The organism is Proteus hauseri (assembly GCF_040139125.1).
Taxonomy (GTDB): domain Bacteria; phylum Pseudomonadota; class Gammaproteobacteria; order Enterobacterales; family Enterobacteriaceae; genus Proteus; species Proteus hauseri_B.
Window position 1 is genome coordinate 54,859 of sequence record NZ_JBEEUB010000011.1, and the last position, 21,885, is coordinate 76,743.

Below are 21,885 nucleotides of genomic sequence, written 5' to 3' on the forward strand. Positions count from 1 at the left end.
GTATTGCGCAATAATAGAGGAATTCGCTTTTTTATTTCGGAGATAAAAAATCATGGCAAAAAATACGCTTCTCGCGCTACAAGGGCTTTCATGTTCCCACTGTATAAACAGTGTAAAAAAATCACTTGATGCCCGCAATGACATAGAACAGTCCGTAGTGACTATTCAATACGCTAAAATTGATAGTGATGCAACTGCTGAAAGCTTAATCAAAACAATTGAAGATGCTGGATATGAAGCAACGGTTGCAACACAACCTGATGTTAAATTAAGCCTAAGTGGTCTTAATTGCATGAAATGTGTTGGTAAAACCGAAAAAGCACTGTTATCCATTGAAGGTGTTGTTGACGTTAATGTCACTAGAGAGTCTGCTAATATCTTTGGTGATGTAAACGCAGACACCCTAATTTCTGCCATTGAAGCTGAAGGTTTTCAAGCCCGCTTAGCGGATACCGATAACGCCATTAATTTAACCCTTTCTGGTTTAAATTGTGGTCATTGTATTGGTGCTGTAAAAAAAGCCCTTGAAGGAACTGACGGTGTAGAAAGTGCAGAAGTCGAATTAACTCACGCTAAAGTTACTGGCTCAGTTTCAGCAGAACATTTAATCACAGTCATTAAAGATGCAGGCTTTGAAGCCGAATTAGCGAGTACTGATTACCCAAAAACTGAGCCGCTGACGCAAACACATGCTCAACTGGAAGCATCGTCAGCGGCTGTTTGTGATATTCCAGTTGAACAAGCTGATATTCCTAATGACGATGCCCATATTGATGCCGATGATGACAATAGCGTTCAGCTTTTAATTGATGGTATGACTTGTGCTAGCTGCGTGAGTAAAGTGCATAAAGCGCTGCAATCCGTTGAAGGGGTTGAAAATGTTCGCGTTAACCTTGCTGAACGTAGTGCCTTAGTCACTGGTGATATCAATCATGATGCACTTGTTAGTGCTATTGAAAAAGCAGGTTATGGCGCTGAAATTATTCAAGATGACGTAAAACGTAGAGAACGCCAACAAGAAGTTGCTGTTGCCAATATGAAACGTTTTCGTTGGCAAGCCGCATTAGCATTAGTCGTTGGTATTCCTGTTATGGTTTGGGGAATGATTGGCGATAATATGATGCTCACCGAAGCTAATCACAGCATTTGGTTAGCGATTGGTATCGCCACACTGTTAGTCATGGTTGTTGCTGGTGGACATTTTTATCGTAGTGCATGGCAAAGCTTAAAAAATCGCAGTGCAACCATGGATACCTTAGTTGCATTAGGAACCGGGGCTGCTTGGCTTTACTCTATTACCGTAAACTTATGGCCAGATGTTTTTCCTGAGCAAGCACGACATCTCTATTACGAAGCCAGTGCGATGATCATCGGTTTAATTAACCTTGGTCATATGCTAGAACAGAGAGCTCGCCAGCGTTCATCTAAAGCTTTAGAACGTCTATTAGATTTAACCCCACCAACGGCAAGAGTGATAACTGATACAGGTGAAATTGAATTACCTCTCGCGGAAGTTAAACAAGGCATGGTGCTACGCTTAGCAACTGGCGATAAAGTTCCTGTTGATGGTGAAATCATCCAAGGTGAAGTATGGATGGATGAAGCTATGTTAACGGGTGAGCCAATTCCTCAGCAAAAATCAACAGGTGATACTATTCATGCTGGTACTACAGTGCAAGATGGTTCAGTGCTGTTTAAAGCCGCCGCTGTTGGTAGTAAAACAACGCTTGCTCGCATTATTAAACTAGTGCGTCAAGCACAAAGCAGTAAACCTGAAATTGGACAGCTAGCAGATAAAATCTCAAGTGTTTTCGTGCCAATTGTTGTGGCTATTGCGCTTACAGCTGGAGCCATTTGGTATTTCTTTGGTCCATCACCACAAATTACCTATGCACTGGTAATTATCACAACTGTATTGATTATCGCTTGTCCTTGTGCACTTGGTCTTGCAACCCCGATGTCTATTATTTCAGGTGTTGGTCGTGCCGCGGAATATGGTGTTTTAGTTCGTGATGCCGATGCACTGCAACAAGCCAGTAAACTGGATACGTTGGTATTTGATAAAACGGGTACATTAACAGAAGGTATGCCACAGGTAACTGAAATCCATACCTTTAACAAAGTGAGTGAAGCAGATGCATTAGCATTGGCTGGTTCACTTGAAAATGGCTCTAATCACCCATTAGCTAAAGCTATTTTAACGCGCGCTGAAGGTATTCATTTGCCTGAAATTAGCCAATTCCGTACCTTAGCTGGTATGGGCTTAAGTGGTGAAATTAATGGTAAAACAGTGCTGTTAGGTAATCCTAAACTGATGAGTGAATCAGGTGTTGATATAAGTGAAATCAATACATTAATTGAAACTCAAGCAGCAAAAGGTGTTACCCCCGTTTTACTTGCCCAAGAGGGTAAAATAGCAGCGCTATTATCCATTCGTGACCCATTAAGAGAAGATACGGTTAGCGCACTACAGCGCCTACATAATCAAGGTTATCGCTTAGTCATGTTAACGGGTGATAATCCAATTACTGCTAATGCTATCGCAAAAGAAGCAGGTATTGATCAAGTGATTGCGGGAGTAATGCCAGAAGGTAAAGCACAAGCCATTACTGAGCTTCAAGCACAAGGTCATCGTGTTGCTATGATTGGTGATGGTATTAACGATGCGCCAGCGTTAGCTAAAGCTGATGTCGGTATTGCCATGGGTGGTGGTAGTGATATTGCAATAGAAACAGCTGCAATTACCTTAATGCGTCACAGTTTACATGGTGTTGCTGATGCCGTTGAGATCGCAAAAGGAACGCTGCGCAATATGAAACAGAACTTGTTTGGTGCCTTTGTTTATAACACCCTAGGCATTCCAATTGCAGCAGGTATTTTGTACCCATTAACAGGCACACTACTCAACCCGGTTGTTGCTGGTGCAGCAATGGCATTATCCTCAATTACTGTTGTTAGCAACGCAAACCGTTTACTACGCTTTAAACCTAAGCAATAAATTAACTGGATTTTAATCAACATTGCACCCTCTTCTCTTTTGAGGAGGGTGTGAATGAGAACAAAAAACCGCTATCCCTAAAAAACTGAGTAATAAAAAAACAGCATTATCATCATGACAATCTAACTCGATCAGATGTCCATGATGTCAATAATTGTTCCCCTAGATAGAAAATATCTGCTCGTTAGAGTGATGTTTCCCACGTTTTAACCTTATTCTTCTGTGAAAAAATTTGCGGCGTAAAACCGAAAACCGAAAACCGAAAACCGAAAACCGAAAACCGAATAGTACTGTATGATGATATTTGGCAAACTCGCTGAAATTACTGGTCAATATCTGCGTAGAAGGTCGCAGATTTATATTGAAAGTCAGCTTCAGCCCTGTAAATAGCAGAATTAGAGCCGTCAGCAACGCTACACTACTGAAGTGCTGGTGAACCAACACAGTGCAATGTAAATTGCTGAGACACCAGAGCGAAACGTCAAATCCTTCAGCTCCACACCAAGGTAAACTGGGTACAATTGTGGTGACAGCTCGGTTAAGGATTTTCCCGATAATTTCGCTATCCCTTTTTAAGTCATAACAAGGAATAGTGTGTGACTAAAAATAGCCAAAAACCGGTTCATGATGCCTTGTTTAAGCAGTTTTTGACGCATCCTGATAATGCACGAGATTTTTTTTCGGTGCATTTACCAGCGGACATTCTGCCATTGTGCGATTTAAGTACGCTGCAACTAGAATCTAGTAGTTTTGTTGATAGACAATTACGTCAATTGCACTCCGATGTTTTATATTCTGTGCAGACAACAGAAGGAGAAGGCTATATTTACTGCCTAATAGAGCATCAGTCAAAACCTGATCCATTAATGGGATTTCGTCTGATCTATTACGCGATGTCAGCGATGGCTAATCATTTGAAAACGTCAGTGAATACGACGCTTCCATTAGTGGTGCCTTTACTATTTTATCACGGCAATACCATACCTTATCCTTACTCGACTAACTGGTTGGATGGATTTTCTGATCCGGCACTGGCTCAGCAGGTATATACTCGCGCATTTCCTTTAGTGGATTTAAGTGTGGTCAGTGATGACGAGATCCTGACGCACAAAGGGATCGCATTGCTGGAACTGATACAGAAACACATTCGCACTCGCGATGATTTGATGGAACTTGTTCCTAAAATCGCGCTCTTATTAAACATGCGGTATAATACTGACGATCAAGTAAGAAGTGTGATGGAATATATTGCCTATAATGGCTATATCATTGATGAATCACAATTTTTAAGTCAATTGATTGCTCAATCGCCGGGGTATAAAACGATGCTAACGACTATTGCAGAGCAACTTGAACAGAAAGGTATCGAAAAAGGTATCGATCTGGGGGTCGAAAAAGTGGCCCGCGCTTTATTACAACAAGAAGTCAGCCTGGACATTATTATGCAAAGTACTGGACTAACTCGTGAAAAGATTGAATCGTTGAAACATTGATCTTTTTATTCTCTATCTATGCCGACTTACTTTACTGTTGGCATTTTTTTGTACATAAAAATCTCCAACTTGGCTGAGAATTCCGCAAAGTGAGTTTATCTGAAGGGTGGATGTCACAAGCTAACCCCTTATTTATTTGTTTTCTATAAAAATACAATATAAAACACTTAAGAAAACTAAAGATAAATCTTATGTTTTATAAGGCTTATCTTTTTTATTTATAAAATAAATGTTTATTTATCAATAGATTAAAAAAAAGCCGATATTTCTATCGGCCAGTCAAAGAGGAATTTTTCATTATACAAGAGAGTCATCACTCCGCCCTCTTAGCGCTAGAATAGCAATATATAATAAAATTTTCATTAACTTTTATTACTCATAAAAATAATTAAACACTTATATAAAATAACCATAAAAATATTGCAAAACATATTATTATTGCCAATTTAAGTTTCTAATTTTAAACTTAAAAAGTTAATAAAGGAATTATATTAAAAGGAATTAAAAATGAAATTAAAAAATATTGTTACACTTAGCTTACCTTTAATTTACTCCGTAAATGCCTTTTCTATTACAGAAATAGAGGGTAATAAAACCCTATCTACTGCTCTTATATCATCAAATAAAAATAATATAGCCTCAGCCGTCCCATCCATCATCATACCAGAAATTTCTAATACAGAGTTACTTCTTGAAGGTGTCTATCCAGAAGATAGTAAGCCTCAAGATCCCCCATCAATTCTGGCACCTATAAATCTAAACTCCACAATATCTAATACTGAAAATAATATTAAAAAACCTATTTATGATGAATTTGCAAGTGATATTTACGTTTATCACACTATTGAAGATAGAGTTAATAATGAAGGGATAATAGAACCTGTTAAAATAATAAAAATAACAGATGAAATAATTCATAATCTGAATAAAAGAATAAATAAATTAATTCCTTCAGCAACCAAAATAGACATTGAAAATTATCTAATTACAAACAATAGAAATAGCAATAATATTTTAACCCTCGATAATAGCATTCCCGAAGTTCGAGATACAATATTAAGTTATCTTTCTAATTTATCAGAAGAAACCTCCATCCCCATCTCTTTTAATAAAGCTAAAACAGAGAGTATTACTAAATCTGACGCGGTAGGAATTAAAAGACATTACCAACCAAATTCAAAACTTAATAAATTTAATCAACATATAAGAGTAGGAAAAAAACAACCAGTAGGTTCAAATGAAATAATTTTCAAATTAGAAGATGCTTTTACAAACGAATTTAATAAAACTGATAAAAAGCAAGAAGAAAATGCCACTGGAATTAATCTTAACAGCAAAGAAATTATAGATAACAAAAACAATATTAATATAAACAGATTAAAGATATTAAGCAACAAAGATGTCTTTAATATAAACACACAAAATATTAATCAAAATAAAGAAAACAGCCAAGCCAATAAAGAAAACATCCAAACCAACAAAGAAAATATTAAAACTAACAAAGAAAACATTCAAGCCAATAAAGAGAATATAGATAAAGTTGAAGATAATATAGATGATATAAAAACTGAATATCTAACAAACTTACATATTAACGGATTTGGTGAGAAAAACATTAAAGATCATTTTGGTAGCCTATATAGTGAGAACTCAATCATTCGAAGCGATATAAATAGATTTGATAATGAATTTAAACAATTTAAATCTGATACCCATAATCGTTTTTATAAAGTAGAAAAAAAAGCTAACCAAGGGATCGCCTCTGTTGCAGCAATGAGTAATCTGCCATTTACCGATTCAGCGACATTCAGTACCGCTATCGGTATTGGTAATTACCGTAACGCCACCGCGTTAGCTTGGGGTATGCAATATCGTATTAATCAAAATGTAAAAGTCAGAGCCTCTACAGCGTGGAATGATTCCAATCATTGGGTATCAGCAGGTGGTATAGGTATTAGCTGGTAACTACTCTTATTTTTTTAATATAACGAGAACTAAGCATTTACTTAGTTTTCGTTGTTTCATTCATATCGAAATCCGTTATGCTGATACTTCATTAGATTGCACTTAAAGGGGCGTATCAAGTAATGGGTATTTTTCAACAAATAACGAAATGGGTAGGTATCAACACAGCCACTCACTATCCTTACCCAGCCATTGATATTACTTTACCCAATAATATTTATCTGCATTTGGTTGGTAGCATACATATGGGCACACCCACTATGTCGCCACTATCAGAAATACTAATTAATAAAATAAAACAAGCAGATGCAATTATTATTGAAGCCGATATTTCAACGGAGACTCAACCCTTTGATCCACATTCTTTTCTTAGAGAGCCTCTAAATACACGCATTAATGATATATTTCTTACCCAAATTATTGAGCAGTGCGAAAAATTACAAATTTCATTTTCCCAAATTGACGATAAACCACTTTGGCAAATTGCGCTTATTTTACAATCCACACAAGCAATTCAATTGGGTTTACAGCCACAGCATGGTATTGATTATCAAGTTATTCAATCTGCTAACGAATATCAAAAATCACTGATAGAGCTTGAAGGAATAGAAAACCAAGTCGCACTTTTATTAGACTTTGCTGATGATGGTCAACAATTATTGCAAGATACCTTAAAAAATTGGCACGAAAATGCACGCACATTGCAAATCATGATCAATTGGTGGTTAAATTATAATAGTAAAGAGAAGCCCCCCCATTTGCCAAATACCTTTAGTAAAGCAGTCTTTGATATCTTAATGGAGAGACGTAACCAGAATTGGGCAAAAATATTATCACAACTCCCGAGTGGTCGTTATGTTATTACTGTTGGGGCATTACATCTCTTTGGTGAAGAAAACTTAGTTGATTTATTAACTAAGCAAGCATAAAAAGAGAATTACTTACCATCGTTTAGTAGGAAAAATCATGACTCCCGCTGTAAATTTACTGGAAAAACAAAAAATAAAATTCACACTACATCCTTATGAACACGATGCTAATGTCCATAATTTTGGTGATGAAGCAGTAGAAAAGTTAGGCTTAGATAATCGCCAAGTTTTTAAAACCTTATTAGTGGCACTTAATGGTGATGCAAAAAATCTTGCCGTTGCCGTTACCCCTGTTTCGGGTCAACTAGATTTAAAATTGGTCGCTAAATGTTTTAAAGCTAAAAAAGCAGATATGGCAGATCCGCAAATTGCCCAAAAAGTAACAGGTTATTTAGTGGGTGGTATTAGCCCTTTAGGTCAGAAAAAGCGTTTACCTACTGTGATTGATGAGCAAGCATTAGAGTTTGATACGATGTTTGTTTCTGGTGGCAAGCGAGGTTTAGATATCGAATTAGCAGCTAAAGATTTAGCGCGTGTACTTGGTGCTCAATTTGCGCTTATTCGTAAAGCGTCTTAAAACTAAAAGATACCGCAAAAATAAAGGCGACTTACAATTAAGTCGCCTTTTGCATAATAAAACCATTATTCTATTGATTAGAATAACTATTTTTTATAAACGATTTCACCTTTAGGCTCAAAATCAGCGGCTTTTAACGGTGAATGTGCTTCGATATAACCTTTAAGCACTTCTGCATCCACAAAGCCCGTATTAACATAAGCTGGATGAGTATCTACTTTAGGATAACCATCACCACCAATAGCATTAAAGTTTAATGTTGCCATACGGTAAGACTTCGTTTTATCTAATGGTTTACCTGCAATTTTCACATCACTCACTTTGCAATCAGCATCTACTGTTAAACTCACATTGTAGAATTGCGCGTAAGCACCAGAGTCTACTTTCATGCAAGCAACAGCTGATAGGTATGGCTCAACTTCTTCGCCTTTGAAATCAACATAGACAAGTTCGTTAGCAAAAGGCTGAACTTTTAATACATCTTTATAAGTGATATCGCCAGATTCAATTGAATCACGAACACCACCACCACTCATGATAGCAAAGTCAGCATTAGCACGTTCAGCTTGTGCAGATAACAGTAAACGCGCCATATTGGTTTGAACAAAACGAACTTTGCTACGATCACCTTCTAGTTTACCAACAACCTCACCCACTTTAATATTTAGTTGCTCACCACCTTTTTCTTGATAAGGGGTTAACAATTTCATCATCTCTGGGTTATGTGCAATCTCTTTAGTGTAATAGACCAGCTCTGTCGTACCGTCGTCTTTTTTCACTTTTTGATTGAGGTTAATTGGAATTAACTGATAGTGTTTTAAGGTAAATTCGCCATTACGGAATTCAAAATCCGCACGACCTACATATTTACCCCACTCATGGGCTTGAACAATCCATGTACCATTCTGATTATCCGGTGCACAAGGTGTTCCTGGAACATAATCAGCTTGTTTATAGTTTTTGTTCTCTTGAGACATACAGACTGGATCTTGTGAGTGACCACCCACAATCATATCTAAATAGCCTTCAGGTAAAGCTCGTGCCATTTCAACATCACCAGGCGCATTAGAGCCATGGTTGCCGTCATCGTAGTGTCCCATATGAGTTGCTGCGATAATGATGTCTGGTTTTTCCGTTGTACGCAGCTCTTCAACCACTTTTTTAGCTTCATCCGTAGGTTTACGGAATTCCGTATCAGGGAAGTTAGCTGGGTTACCAATACGCACGGTATCGTCAGTGGTTAAACCTAAAACAGCAATTTTTACGCCTTGTTTATCAAAAATGGTATAAGGCTTAAATAAACGCTCCCCCGTACTTTTTTGATAAATATTTGCTGATAAGAAGGGGAATGTTGCCCATTTTTCTTGTTGGCGTAAAACATCGAGTGAATTATCGAACTCATGGTTACCCAATGCCATTGCATCATAACCAACAAGGTTCATACCTTTAAAATCGGGCTCTGCATCTTGTAAATCAGACTCTGGTACCCCGGTATTGATATCACCACCAGATAGCAGCAATACACTACCGCCTTTTTTAGCAACTTCGTTACGAATATCGTCAACAACCGTCTTTTGTGCAGCCAAGCCATATTCGCCACGATCGTTGTGCCAAAAGTGACCGTGATGATCATTAGTATGAAGAATAGTGATTTGGTAGGTTTTATCCTTTTCCCATGCCTGAGACATCACAGGCGTCATTGCCAAAGAAACCGTCAACGCGCATGCCGATAATTTAAAAGATAAGCTCATGGTATATCCCCATGTATATTATTTATTGAGAAGGTTCTGCCATGGTTCTACTGTAGAAAAAGAAGACAGAAGTTAAATACTTTTGCTGTATTTTATGACGTAGGTTATATAATTTTTTTATTATTTCATTGATCCAATAGTTTTTTTGAGACATCAATCAAACTCTATTTCTCACAAAACCACTCTATTCCAAATAGATGTAAACTAGATTAATAAAAATAGAAACAATTTGTTAACAAATTAACGTGACAGGGAACTAAAATGAGCAATACAGATTCAACGCTTCAATCTGAAGATCCACCCGTTTTGCAGCAAAAAGCCAATAAACGGAATACAGTATTTACTATCTTAACGGCGATTAGCTTTTCGCATCTTCTTAACGATATGATCCAATCATTGATTTTGGCGATTTATCCGATGTTGCAATCTGAGTTTTCTCTTAGCTTTGTGCAAATCGGGATGATAACACTTACCTACCAAATTACAGCTTCACTATTACAGCCTTTTATAGGTCTTTATACGGATAAACACCCAAAACCATATTCATTACCTATAGGTATGGGTTTTACGCTTACAGGGCTTATTCTACTGGCATTTGCTGATACCTTCCCCATGCTATTAGTTGCTGCGGGGTTAGTAGGTACTGGTTCTTCTGTTTTCCATCCTGAATCATCACGCGTTGCTAGAATGGCGTCAGGCGGCAGACACGGTCTTGCCCAATCACTATTTCAAGTTGGGGGCAACTTAGGGAGCTCGTTAGGACCACTACTTGCAGCACTTATTATTGCACCTTATGGTAAAGGCAATGTCGGTTGGTTCTCTTTTGCTGCACTTTTAGCTATCGTGGTGCTCTTACAAGTTAGTCGTTGGTATAAGATTCAACAGGAAGCTCAGAAAAAACAACCTCGTACAACACAAACTTTTTCTGTTTTACCTCGTAAAGCGTTACTAGGCTCATTGGCAATTCTTCTTGTTCTTATTTTTTCTAAATATTTTTATCTTGCCAGTATCAGCAGCTACTATACTTTTTACTTAATACACAAGTTTGGTGTTTCTGTTCAAAACGCTCAAATTCATCTGTTTGTTTTTCTTTTCGCCGTTGCGGCTGGCACCATGATTGGTGGACCGGTTGGCGATAAAATTGGCAGAAAATATGTTATTTGGGGCTCTATTCTTGGTGTTGCACCTTTTACCTTACTGTTGCCATATGCCAGCCTTTATTGGACTGGAATTTTAACCGTATTTATTGGCGTCATCTTAGCCTCAGCATTTTCTGCTATCTTAGTTTATGCTCAGGAGCTTATTCCGGGTAAAACAGGGATGGTTTCAGGGCTTTTCTTTGGTCTTGCATTTGGAATGGGCGGAATTGGTGCTGCGGTGTTAGGTTACATTGCTGATCAGAAAAGTATTGAATATGTTTATCATATTTGTGCTTATTTACCTCTGTTAGGCATTTTCACCATTTTTCTGCCTAATATTGAGGTAGATAAAACCAAATAGTCTGTAATTATCCCTGTTACTGTAACGATGTCGTAACAGGGATAAACCCGCTTTAAACGGGGTGACTAATTAAAATAACATAAAAACACGCATTTGCATCAATAAAATCAATCAACTTGCTATTTTTATAAATAATCAATAATTTTTAGCGAATTTATTGCATAAATACGTTAAACTATTCGCCTGCTAGACCACTGCCCCCCTAAATATAGTTTTATAAAAAGAAGGAGAATTGATGCCGCATTCAACACCCCTTATTACCACCATTGTTGGTGGATTAGCACTTGCTTATATTTTAGGCATGATTGCTCAACGGCTAAAAATCTCACCTTTAGTAGGATATCTTGCTGCCGGTGTACTCGCTGGTCCATTTACTCCGGGCTTTGTTGCTGATACCTCTCTCGCCCCTGAACTCGCTGAAATTGGCGTCATTCTCTTAATGTTTGGCGTTGGTTTACATTTTTCACTAAAAGATCTTATGGCAGTAAAAGCCATTGCTATTCCCGGTGCTATTGCACAAATTGCAGTCGCCACACTATTAGGGTTGGGATTATCAGCATTCTTTGGCTGGGGTCTATTTAGTGGCATTGTGTTTGGTTTATGTCTTTCAACGGCAAGTACCGTGGTACTTTTACGCGCACTTGAAGAGCGTGGATTAATTGATAGTCAGCGTGGGCAAATTGCAATAGGTTGGCTAATCGTTGAAGACTTAGCCATGGTTTTAGCACTTGTTTTACTTCCTGCTGCTGCCAATATGATGGAGAGCAACGATCAAACCAGCATTTCACAATTAATGATTAACTTAGGTATTACCATTGGTAAAGTGGTTGCCTTTATTTTAATCATGATGGTTGTAGGACGTAAGCTTATTCCTTGGATTTTAGCTAAAACAGCTGCAACTGGTTCTCGTGAGCTATTTACTCTTTGTGTGTTAGCACTGGCTTTAGGTATCGCTTATGCTGCGGTAACACTCTTTGATGCTTCTTTTGCATTAGGCGCATTCTTTGCTGGTATGGTACTCAATGAGTCAGATTTAAGCCACAGAGCCGCACAAGACACTTTGCCACTACGTGATGCTTTTGCTGTACTGTTCTTTGTCTCTGTTGGTATGCTTTTCGACCCAATGGTGTTAATTGAACATCCATTAGGTATTTTAGCAACACTCGCGATTATTATTATTGGTAAATCTGCTGCCGCATTAGTATTAGTACGAATGTTTGGGCACTCTCGGCGAACGGCATTAACCATTGCAGCAAGCCTTGCTCAAATTGGTGAGTTTGCCTTTATTCTTGCAGGACTTGGCGTTGCACTGAACGTATTAGAACCCGATGCGAGAAACTTGGTTCTTGCTGGTGCATTAGTCTCTATTATGCTCAACCCTATTCTCTTCACTTTACTCGATAAGTATTTAGCGAAAACCGAAACTAAAGAAGAGATGGAAAAACTGCAACAAGAAGAGTTGGAAGAAGAGATGCCAGTTCCTGTTGATATCTGTGGTCATGCCATTATTGTTGGCTATGGTCGAGCAGGCAGCATGTTATCGGAAAAACTGTTGGCGCAATCAATCCCATTGGTGATTATTGAAAATAGCCGTAATAAATTTGCTGAGTTAAAAGAGAAAGCATTCAATACCGTACTTGGTAATGCCTCAACCAAAGAGTCACTTGCATTAGCACGTATTGATTGTGCAAAATCACTGTTACTGACTATTCCTAATGGCTATGAAGCCGCTGATATTGCAGAAACAGCGAGAAGTATGAACCCTGATTTAACTATCATTGTTCGTGCGCATTTTGACGATATTATTGTTCGTGCTAACTACGATGAAGAAGCCTCTTTTATTCTTGAGAAAGGCGCAAATCACGTAGTAATTGATGAAGATCAGACCGCGACAGCAATGGCAGAAATGCTAATTAAAGAAGTTGAATTTGGTTGTGCCATTGATGATACACCTGAAGAAGGTCAACAAATTATCGCACCAAGTACTGCGCAGTAACGATTTCACTTAACTTATATAGTGAATAAAAAATAGATACAAAAAAACCTATCAATATAATGTTGATAGGTTTTTTATTACTTAAATTTTGCATCCATTCTTATTGAGAAAAACGGTAAAAATTAACGTTCCCAATAAGCTTCTTCTAAACTATCTTCTTTTTCAGGTAAACCTCGCGTTAAACGCGGTGAATGCTGGCTTAAGACTTGATAGCTAACTCTATTAGCATATTTACATACCTGCGCTAAAGAAGAGTAAGTTAGGTAAGCTCGTGGATGTTTACTTGAATTAGGCACATTTACACGATGATAGCTATTGGCGGTAATATCGTGCAATAACGCTGATAACGCAGCATCTCCAGCACCATTCGTGTTCATGATTTTTTCTGGACCACCCATATAAGGCTCGATATGAGAATAAACCTTCTCTGGTGCATCACAATCTTTACGACGCATAGCACGGCTAAATTCATAACGATTAAATTCAGCTATTGCACCCGGTAGCAAAGGATGGGTCGTTAAGCGTTTAAAATCATGCTCAGTATAACCGCCCATATAAAGTCCAGCAGGACCGGCAGTACAAAGCACTAAATCAACCCACTCTAATGCCACATCTGATGCTAATAACGGATCAGAATACCCCGTTAGCTCAAAAGCTTCATCTTCATTCATGGCGACAACAGAAACATGCTCTTTTAAGAAATCGCGCCACCATTGAGGATCGTCTGCGATGACATATTTAGTGCCTAATGTCAGTACGACTGGAACATCATATTTTTTCGCATATTCGATAGCCTTCATGGTTGCTAAAGGCATTGGTTCACCGTGTTTACAGCGAACTAAATAGGCAGTTAAAACCAGCGCAGAAGCCTCAGCAATAACATCTTCCGGAATACTTTCTGGCTCTAATTGATTCATTTGACCGGGGCTAATAGCAAAAGTACGCTCACCATTTTCAGTGATAAGGGTAAAGCAGCGCCCAATGGCACCATCAACACCTTGTAAATAATTAAGGTCTGTGCGGCTTGAAGTGTTACATAAGTAACGATAAGCATAGCTGCCAATTTGAATATTGTTACACATCGTACCCAACAACACAGAACGGTCATCAGCAAGTACAGAATAGTTATGTAACGTATTTCCTATCGTTCCACCTGCAAATTCGTGGGTGATTAAATTTTTGACAGTTAATTCACGATAAAGCGCTTCGGCAATATCGTCTTCAATAACTAGAGAGTGTCCCTGACTCAAGTTATAACGATTAATAAACTCTTCATCAACTTTGGCTTCAATATCAACCAAGGTTTGATCAATGCCGACAATATAAGCGCGTGACGATTCGCTATCAGCCATATTGATGATGGGGTGTAATAAAGGATCACGTAAACTAACGGGAAAATAGTGTTTGGATTTTCGTTTGCCAGGGAATTTCATTGTGAACGATGCTACAAAGCTAAAAAAGATGCGCAATGTTAACACAATATTATTACAGAGACAGTAGGTGTACGTCTGTACACCTACTTATTTAAAGATATTTTATGATGTTTTACGGCGACTTCTTGCCATATAGCCCAGTAAAACACCCATAACAGAAAGGATAAAACCAACAAATGCAGCACCTACTAAAATCAACGCACGTTTAGGTGCATCTTTTTTAGTCGGTTCATAAGGTTTCAGCATATATTTAAAAGGTACAAATTGAAGATCATTTAATTTCACCTTTTCTAACTGCTTAATATTATATAAGCGGTTTTTCAGTTCAGAACTCACTGTCGTTGGATCTACAATTGATTCAGTAATCGTTAATTTACTGCTCAGTGCATCAGAACCCATAGCAATAGAGTAATCTGGATCATCTTTAATTTGCGCACCTTCGCTTGAAATTGGTTTTTTAACACCAGCAGCGTTGGCAATTTCTAATGCATATTTTAAGCGTTGAACGGTAATATCACGCGCATTGGCAATACGCTCTAAATCCATCTCATACGCTTTTTGTGCAAAACTTAATTTACGCTCAATTTGGTCATCAATTTCATCTTTTACTTCTATACGAACTTGAGTAGAAATAAAGCGAATATAACCTGACAGTAAATCATAAGCTTCATCCGGTGTTGGCGCAGTAAAGCTTAAATTAATTTCACCACTAAATTCATCATCTTTATTTTTAGCATCAGACGTTTTTAATGTGATGTCTTCTGTTACGATGCTTTCGATTAAACGACGTTTATCCAGTGGTGTTGGATCCTCTATTTTAGCCAATAAATTCTTATAATAATCAGTACTTACTAAAAACTCTTCACGTAATACACGAGAATTATAGTTATTGATAAACTTCTGATAAACCGAAGCAGCATTTACGCCAGTATCCACATCAACCAAACTTAGCTCAGTCAGTGTGTTTCTTAACTGTTTCATCTCATTTAGCATTGGTTTGGTAATTGCGGCATTACTTGTCCACTTTTGTGGTAAAAAACTGGCAACCGTGAAACCAACAATAGCAAATAATAGTGTTACACCAATAATGACGAATTTTGATTTATACAAAACAGAAAATAGTTCAAAAAGATCGATTTCATCGCTTTGTTTTAAATAGAAATCGTCGAAATGCCCTTTATCAATTTCTGAAGATTGTGGTTTTGAAAGCTTACTATTCATTTTCCTGCCTAAATTTATGTAATGCAGCGTCCGTTTATCAGCAATTCTAGTGATTATATCTAAAATGCTTAAAAAATGAGAAAAGATAAGTTTATATATAACTGAGTTAGGATCAAATGAATATATCATTTAATCCTATAATTTTATTTACAGAACTCACCGACTATTTTTTGCGTGTCCCATCAATGATAGCCTCTAACAGGTCTATATGCTCTGAATTAGCATTAAGTGCAGCGATATATTCATACTGTTTTCCCCCACCCTTAATAAAGAACTCTCGGTTCTGTTCATTAATTTCCTCTAATGTTTCCAAACAATCAGATGAGAAACCAGGACAAACTACCTGAACATGTTCAACACCTTCGCTACCTAATTTTTCCATTGTTTTATCGGTATATGGTGATAACCAAGGTTCACGACCAAAACGAGATTGAAATGTCAGCATCACTTGATCTTTAGAGTAACCTAGCTGCGCTTCTAACTGCTCTTTTAATTTTTCGGTTGTGAGACAACATTCATCATAATAAATATCCCCAGTTTTAATAAAGCGCTCTGGAATGCCATGAAAAGAGAGCACTAAACGATCAGGTTTACCATGCTGTTTAAAACTTTCTTCAATTGAACTCACCAATGCTTTGATATAAAGCGGATGCTCAGCATAGCTGCGAATAAAATGTAACGATGGGATAGTTCGCATGGTTTTAAAAATGGCACTTACGCCATCAAATACGGCTGCCGATGTTGAACATGAATATTGAGGATAAAGTGGTAACAAAATAATGTTATCAACACCTTGTTGCAATAAACTCATCACCCCTTCATCAAGAGATGGATTGCCATAACACATGCTTAATTCAACGGGAATATCGGGAAACCTTTGGGCTAAAGCTCGTTGCTGAGCACGACTATAAACTAAAAGCGGTGACCCTTCGTCCATCCACACTTGTTGATATAGCTTTGCTACTTTAGGCGAACGGATAGGTAAAATCACACCATGTAATATTGGTTTCCAAATCCAAGGAGAAGTATCGACAACACGAGGATCGCTAAGAAATTGCGCTAAGTAACGTCGAACGGCAGCCGTTGTTGGCGCATCAGGTGTACCAAGGTTAACTAAAAGCACACCATATTTAGCATCATTCATATTATGACTCCTTAGAATTATTTTTTATCAGAAGAACCAAAGAGTAGAAGAATAAAGGAAAATACCCAACTCTGTTTGTCAATTAATCGGATCGAGCCCATTATTTATGGAAAAAGCTTATAGAAAAAAAATGTATAAAAAAAAATCCCGGATTAACCGGGATTAATAACGGCACTACAGAATTAACCGAGGATATTTTTCAGTTCAGCATTAATTTCACTGACTTTTTGGGTACCATCGATTTTGTAGTATTTTGCGTTGCTTGCTTTAGCTTCATGTTGATAATAAGAAACTAAAGGCGCAGTTTGACTATGATATTCAACCAAACGTTTACGAACCGTCTCTTCCTGATCATCTTTACGTGTAGTTAACTCTTCACCCGTAACATCATCACGGTTTTCTACTTTAGGTGGATTGAACGTAGTATGATAAACACGGCCTGAAGGCGCATGAACACGACGTCCAATAATACGATCAACGATAATTTCATCAGGAACAGCAAATTCCAGAACGAAATCAACATCAATACCCGCTTCTTTCATTGCATCAGCTTGTGGAATTGTTCTTGGGAACCCATCCAACAAGAAACCATTACGGCAATCGTCTTGTTTGATGCGCTCTTTAACTAACGCAATCACTAATTCGTCAGTCACTAATTGACCATTGTCCATCAATGATTTTGCTTTCAGTCCTAACTCCGTACCTGCGCTAACCGCAGCACGTAACATGTCACCAGTAGAAATCTGTGGGATACCATAGTTTTCTTTAATGAATTGAGCCTGAGTGCCTTTACCAGCGCCCGGAGCGCCTAGCAGAATGATACGCATCGCGTAAATCCCCTTGCATTTAATTTTTTATATTTAAACTCGAAAACGCATTACCATACCATTTTGTGAGGTCATCGCTCAAGAAATCACGGTAGCGATTGCATTTTATTTTTGGCGTAAAGGAAAAAAACCACGTTCTCTTTAAGAGAAACGTGGTTTAAATGTTTGAAAACGAAAACAGTTACCCTTTTTGCACTAAAAGTTGATTTACTAAGCGAATAAACTGGTTTGGATCTTCTAATGAGCCGCGTTCAGCAAACAGTGCCTGATCTAACAGTAGATTTACCCAATCAGAAAACAGCGCTTCATCAGCTAACTCAGCCGTTTGTTTCACTAATGGGTGATTTGGATTCAGCTCAAAGTTGTATTTCACTTCAGGCACTTCTTGCCCTGCAGCAGCAAAGAGTTTTGCCATCTGTGTGGTCATTTCATCCGCGCTTGTTGTCACAATTGCTGGCGTGTCCGTTAAGCGGTGAGTTAATTTCACCTCTTTTACTCTGTCACCCAGTAATGTTTTAATTCGCTCAACAAATGGGGCTAGTTGTTTATCCGTCTCTTCTTGTTCAGCCTGTTTTTCTTCGTCAGCCAGTTTATCTAAAGATTCATCTGCCTTACTAACAGACTGGAATGTTTTACCTTCAAACTCAGTAAGGTAGTTCATCATCCATTCATCAATACGTTCAGATAACAGCAGAACTTCAATACCTTTTTTACGGAATAGCTCTAAATGAGGGCTGTTTTTCGCTGCAGCGTAGCTATCTGCGGTGATGTAATAGATTTTATCTTGACCATCAACCATACGGCTAACGTACTCTTCTAATGAAACCGTTTGAGCATCGCTATCATTATGAGTTGAAGCAAAACGTAATAATTTAGCGATAGTTTCAATATTAGATGAATCTTCTGCCGGACCTTCTTTTAGCACTAAACCAAACTCTTTCCAGAATGCTTGGTACTCTTCAGGTTTACTTTCAGCTAATTTTTGCAACATTTGTAATGCACGTTTAGTTAATGCACTACGTAAATTACGGGTCACTGTGCTGTCTTGTAATATTTCACGAGAAACGTTTAGAGGTAAATCATTAGAATCCACTAACCCACGAATAAAACGCAGGTAATTAGGCATAAACTGCTCAGCTTCATCCATAATAAAGACACGCTGTACATACAGTTTTAAGCCATGACGCTGATCACGATTCCATAAGTCCCAAGGGGCTTTAGAAGGGACATATAACAGGCTGGTATACTCTTGTTTACCTTCAACACGGTTATGTACCCAACTTAATGGATCGGCAAAATCATGAGAGATATGTTTATAAAATTCTTTATATTCATCATCACTCACTTCGGCTTTATTACGCGTCCACAACGCTTGTGCTTTATTGATTTTTTCCCAAGTTACAGTGCCATCTTCTTCATTTTTAGTTTCAATTTCAACAGGCAGGGAAATATGATCGGAATATTTACTAATAATACTACGCAGACGCCAATCATCTAGGTATTCATCTTCACCTTCACGTAAATGAAGGGTAATTTCAGTACCACGATCCGCTTTTTCAATATCTGCAACCGTATAATCGCCTTCGCCTTCTGATTCCCAGAAAACGCCTTTATCTGCCGATTCGCCTGCTGCACGAGTACGCACGGTCACTTTATCAGCGACAATAAATGCAGAATAGAAACCCACACCAAACTGACCAATTAGCTGGCTATCTTTAGCTTGATCTTGACCGATTGATTCTAAGAATGACTTAGTACCTGATTTAGCAATAGTACCTAAATTATCAATGACTTCATCACGAGTCATACCGATACCATTATCACTGATAGTCAACGTGCGTTTTTCTTTATCTGTCGCGATACGAACATGCAGATCACCATTATTTTCATATAACGCTGCATCAGATAATGCACGAAAACGCAGTTTATCAGCGGCATCCGATGCGTTAGAAATCAGTTCGCGAAGGAAAATTTCTTTATTGGAGTAAAGAGAATGGATCATTAATTGAAGAAGTTGCTTAACTTCAGATTGAAATCCTCTTGTTTCTTGACCTTTCATACTCATTTTTACCTCAATTGTCCTAATTTGGCGAAAAAAATCAATATGACTAAAAGGTGGGGATACTTAAGTAAGTTTCAAGGGATAAATAAAAAATTAAGCTGATAAAAACGATTAATCTCGTTATCTAGACTAAAAATTGAGCTGAAATAATACTTGCTACATATTTTAGTTGTATATTTTACTACATAACGATATTAACTTAGGTTTATTATTATGAAGTCTCTATTACATCACTGTTTATTAGCGCTGGGTCTATTCTCTATTACCTCTCTATCTTACGCAAATAGGCAAATCGTGGACCAAATTGGTCGTACAGTAACAATCCCCGATAAAGTTGAAAGAACCGTTGTTTTACAGCATCAAACGCTTAATTTATTAATTCAGCTTGATGCTGGTGATAAAATTATCGGGGTAATGTCTAATTGGAAACAGCAGCTTGGCGATGGTTATATAAAATTAGCACCTTCTCTCGAAAACACACCTAAAGTGGGTGATCTCACCAGTTTTGATGCCGAAAGCTTAGTGAAATTACAACCTCAAGTCGTTTTTGTCACCAACTATGCCCCTAAAGAGATGATCGATAAAATCGATAACTTAGGTATTCCTGTTGTGGCAATCTCATTACGCAAAGAGACCAACGACGACAAATCAAACCTTAATCCAACACTGCTAAATGAAGAACAAGCCTATAACGAAGGTTTGAAAGAGGGAATTTTACTGATTGGTGATATCGTCAATAAATCAGACAATGCCAAAGCACTCGTCGCGACTACTTTTAAACAACGTGAACAAGTTAGTCAGCGCTTACAAGATATTCCTAAAGAGCAACGAGTGCGTGCTTATATGGCAAATCCTGATTTAACCACCTATGGTTCTGGCAAATATACTGGCTTAATGATGGAACACGCTGGCGCATTAAATGTCGCAGCATCAACAGTAAAAGGCTATAAACAAGTTGCTCTTGAGCAAGTCATTGCATGGGATCCTGAAGTTATCTTTATTCAAGACAGATATCCTCAAGTTGTTGATGAAATTAAACAAGATGCTCGTTGGCAAGTGATTAGTGCCGTCAAAAACAATCGTATTTATTTGATGCCAGAATATGCTAAAGCGTGGGGCTATCCAATGCCAGAAGCGATGGCAATTGGTGAATTATGGATGGCAAAAAAGCTTTATCCTGCAAAATTTAACGATATTGATATGCAAAAAGCTGCAAATGATTGGTATCAAAAATTCTATCGCACTCAATATCAAGGCGCGGAATAAGGTTTAGAATAATGGAACTTTCACTATATGCAGCAGGTAGCCTACGGGCTACTTTGCCTGCTTTTATCGAACAATATTATCAAAAAACAGGAGAAAAGTGGGCACTCACATTTGGACCTGCGGGCTTATTACGTCAGCGTATTGAGCAAGGTGAAACTTGTCATCTTTTTTTATCTGCTGATGAAAACAACACCCAACTATTAATTAAAAAAGGGATAGCACTGCAATATGCCCCTTTTATTGGCAATCAGCTCTGTATCACCGCACATCGAGACTGTGTTAATGAACATGACACTTGGCTCTCATTGCTGACTAATCCCGCACTTAAAATTGGTACATCAACACCAAAAGCAGATCCCTCTGGCGACTATTGCTGGCAATTTTTTGACAAAATAGAACACGATAATCCGAATTTGGGCAAGCAACTAAAACAACGCGCCATTCCATTAGTTGGAGGTGAGCATTCACTACCTATTCCAGCAGGAAGATTAGCCGCACACTATTTGATTACCACACATCAAGCCGATCTCTTTATTGGTTATCAGCACTATCAACAACGATTAAGCCAATTTCCTGAGTTAAAGGTATTTACTATTCCTAATCCTTTTAACGTAATGGCATATTATTGTGCAGCTCTGATTGATTCTCAAGCCTATGGGCTATATCAGGAGATACTCTCTCCTTATGCTCAAGATTATTTTATTAATGCAGGATTTTTACCGCTAGTTGAGCCTATATCCTCAATTAATAGCGGTAAAAATGAGAAAAAATAAATTAAAAACC

The 21,885-nt window shown here is 37.9% G+C and carries 15 protein-coding genes and 1 pseudogene; 10 read left to right on the top strand and 6 right to left on the bottom strand.

Features of this window, described 5'->3' with window-relative positions; translation table 11 throughout:
- Positions 1 to 52 precede the first annotated feature (52 nt).
- The 6 genes and pseudogenes from copA to ybaK all read left to right on the top strand — a co-directional run bounded on the left by copA (position 53) and on the right by ybaK (position 7,902).
- Positions 53 to 2,998, top strand: coding sequence for a copper-exporting P-type ATPase CopA (gene copA, locus ABN099_RS16340; RefSeq protein ID WP_349465284.1), 2,946 nt, complete (start codon positions 53 to 55; stop codon positions 2,996 to 2,998).
- Between the two features lie 267 nt (positions 2,999 to 3,265).
- Positions 3,266 to 3,385 (top strand): annotated as a pseudogene (locus ABN099_RS16345) (single-stranded DNA-binding protein); the annotation flags it as partial.
- A 209-nt stretch (positions 3,386 to 3,594) separates the two neighbouring features.
- Complete coding sequence (locus ABN099_RS16350) at positions 3,595 to 4,491, top strand: Rpn family recombination-promoting nuclease/putative transposase (protein ID WP_349465286.1); 897 nt, start codon at positions 3,595 to 3,597, stop codon at positions 4,489 to 4,491.
- Positions 4,492 to 4,998: 507 nt separating this feature from the next.
- Positions 4,999 to 6,456, top strand: coding sequence for a YadA C-terminal domain-containing protein (locus ABN099_RS16355; RefSeq protein ID WP_349465288.1), 1,458 nt, complete (start codon positions 4,999 to 5,001; stop codon positions 6,454 to 6,456).
- Between the two features lie 122 nt (positions 6,457 to 6,578).
- Positions 6,579 to 7,385 (top strand): TraB/GumN family protein, encoded by an 807-nt coding sequence (locus ABN099_RS16360; RefSeq protein ID WP_349465290.1) that lies wholly within the window; start codon positions 6,579 to 6,581, stop codon positions 7,383 to 7,385.
- A gap of 37 nt (positions 7,386 to 7,422) precedes the next feature.
- The gene (gene ybaK / locus ABN099_RS16365) at positions 7,423 to 7,902 is read left to right on the top strand and encodes a Cys-tRNA(Pro)/Cys-tRNA(Cys) deacylase YbaK (protein WP_349465292.1); all 480 of its coding nucleotides are present in this window, start codon (positions 7,423 to 7,425) and stop codon (positions 7,900 to 7,902) included.
- An 86-nt stretch (positions 7,903 to 7,988) separates the two neighbouring features.
- Here ybaK and ushA read toward each other — a convergent pair whose 3' ends face one another.
- Positions 7,989 to 9,653 carry a bifunctional UDP-sugar hydrolase/5'-nucleotidase UshA gene (gene ushA, locus ABN099_RS16370; protein WP_349465294.1) on the bottom strand — a complete coding sequence of 555 codons (1,665 nt, stop codon included), beginning with the start codon at positions 9,651 to 9,653 and terminating at the stop codon, positions 7,989 to 7,991.
- A 261-nt stretch (positions 9,654 to 9,914) separates the two neighbouring features.
- Between ushA and ABN099_RS16375 the strand changes: the two genes are divergently transcribed.
- Complete coding sequence (locus ABN099_RS16375; protein ID WP_349465296.1) at positions 9,915 to 11,153, top strand: MFS transporter; 1,239 nt, start codon at positions 9,915 to 9,917, stop codon at positions 11,151 to 11,153.
- Between the two features lie 235 nt (positions 11,154 to 11,388).
- Positions 11,389 to 13,149 (top strand): YbaL family putative K(+) efflux transporter, encoded by a 1,761-nt coding sequence (ybaL, locus tag ABN099_RS16380; protein WP_349465298.1) that lies wholly within the window; start codon positions 11,389 to 11,391, stop codon positions 13,147 to 13,149.
- A gap of 122 nt (positions 13,150 to 13,271) precedes the next feature.
- On the opposite strand, the gene ABN099_RS16385 is transcribed toward ybaL, so the two are convergent.
- The 5 genes from ABN099_RS16385 to htpG form a co-directional block, all read right to left on the bottom strand.
- Positions 13,272 to 14,582, bottom strand: a complete 1,311-nt coding sequence (locus tag ABN099_RS16385) for an inosine/guanosine kinase (protein ID WP_349465300.1) — start codon at positions 14,580 to 14,582, stop codon at positions 13,272 to 13,274.
- Positions 14,583 to 14,684: 102 nt separating this feature from the next.
- Positions 14,685 to 15,803, bottom strand: coding sequence for an LPS O-antigen length regulator Wzz(fepE) (gene wzz(fepE), locus ABN099_RS16390; protein ID WP_349465302.1), 1,119 nt, complete (start codon positions 15,801 to 15,803; stop codon positions 14,685 to 14,687).
- Positions 15,804 to 15,966: 163 nt separating this feature from the next.
- Positions 15,967 to 16,947, bottom strand: a complete 981-nt coding sequence (hemH, locus tag ABN099_RS16395; protein WP_349465304.1) for a ferrochelatase — start codon at positions 16,945 to 16,947, stop codon at positions 15,967 to 15,969.
- Positions 16,948 to 17,129: 182 nt separating this feature from the next.
- Positions 17,130 to 17,774 carry an adenylate kinase gene (gene adk / locus ABN099_RS16400; RefSeq protein ID WP_349465306.1) on the bottom strand — a complete coding sequence of 215 codons (645 nt, stop codon included), beginning with the start codon at positions 17,772 to 17,774 and terminating at the stop codon, positions 17,130 to 17,132.
- Positions 17,775 to 17,955: 181 nt separating this feature from the next.
- Positions 17,956 to 19,839, bottom strand: coding sequence for a molecular chaperone HtpG (htpG, locus tag ABN099_RS16405; RefSeq protein ID WP_349465308.1), 1,884 nt, complete (start codon positions 19,837 to 19,839; stop codon positions 17,956 to 17,958).
- A 210-nt stretch (positions 19,840 to 20,049) separates the two neighbouring features.
- Here htpG and ABN099_RS16410 point away from each other — a divergent pair, with 210 nt between their 5' ends.
- Both ABN099_RS16410 and ABN099_RS16415 read left to right on the top strand, forming a co-directional pair.
- Positions 20,050 to 21,102 carry an ABC transporter substrate-binding protein gene (locus ABN099_RS16410; RefSeq protein ID WP_349465310.1) on the top strand — a complete coding sequence of 351 codons (1,053 nt, stop codon included), beginning with the start codon at positions 20,050 to 20,052 and terminating at the stop codon, positions 21,100 to 21,102.
- Positions 21,103 to 21,113: 11 nt separating this feature from the next.
- A complete protein-coding gene (locus ABN099_RS16415) occupies positions 21,114 to 21,875 on the top strand; it encodes a substrate-binding domain-containing protein (protein WP_349465312.1) in 762 nt (253 codons plus the stop codon).
- The last annotated feature ends 10 nt before the right edge of the window (positions 21,876 to 21,885 follow it).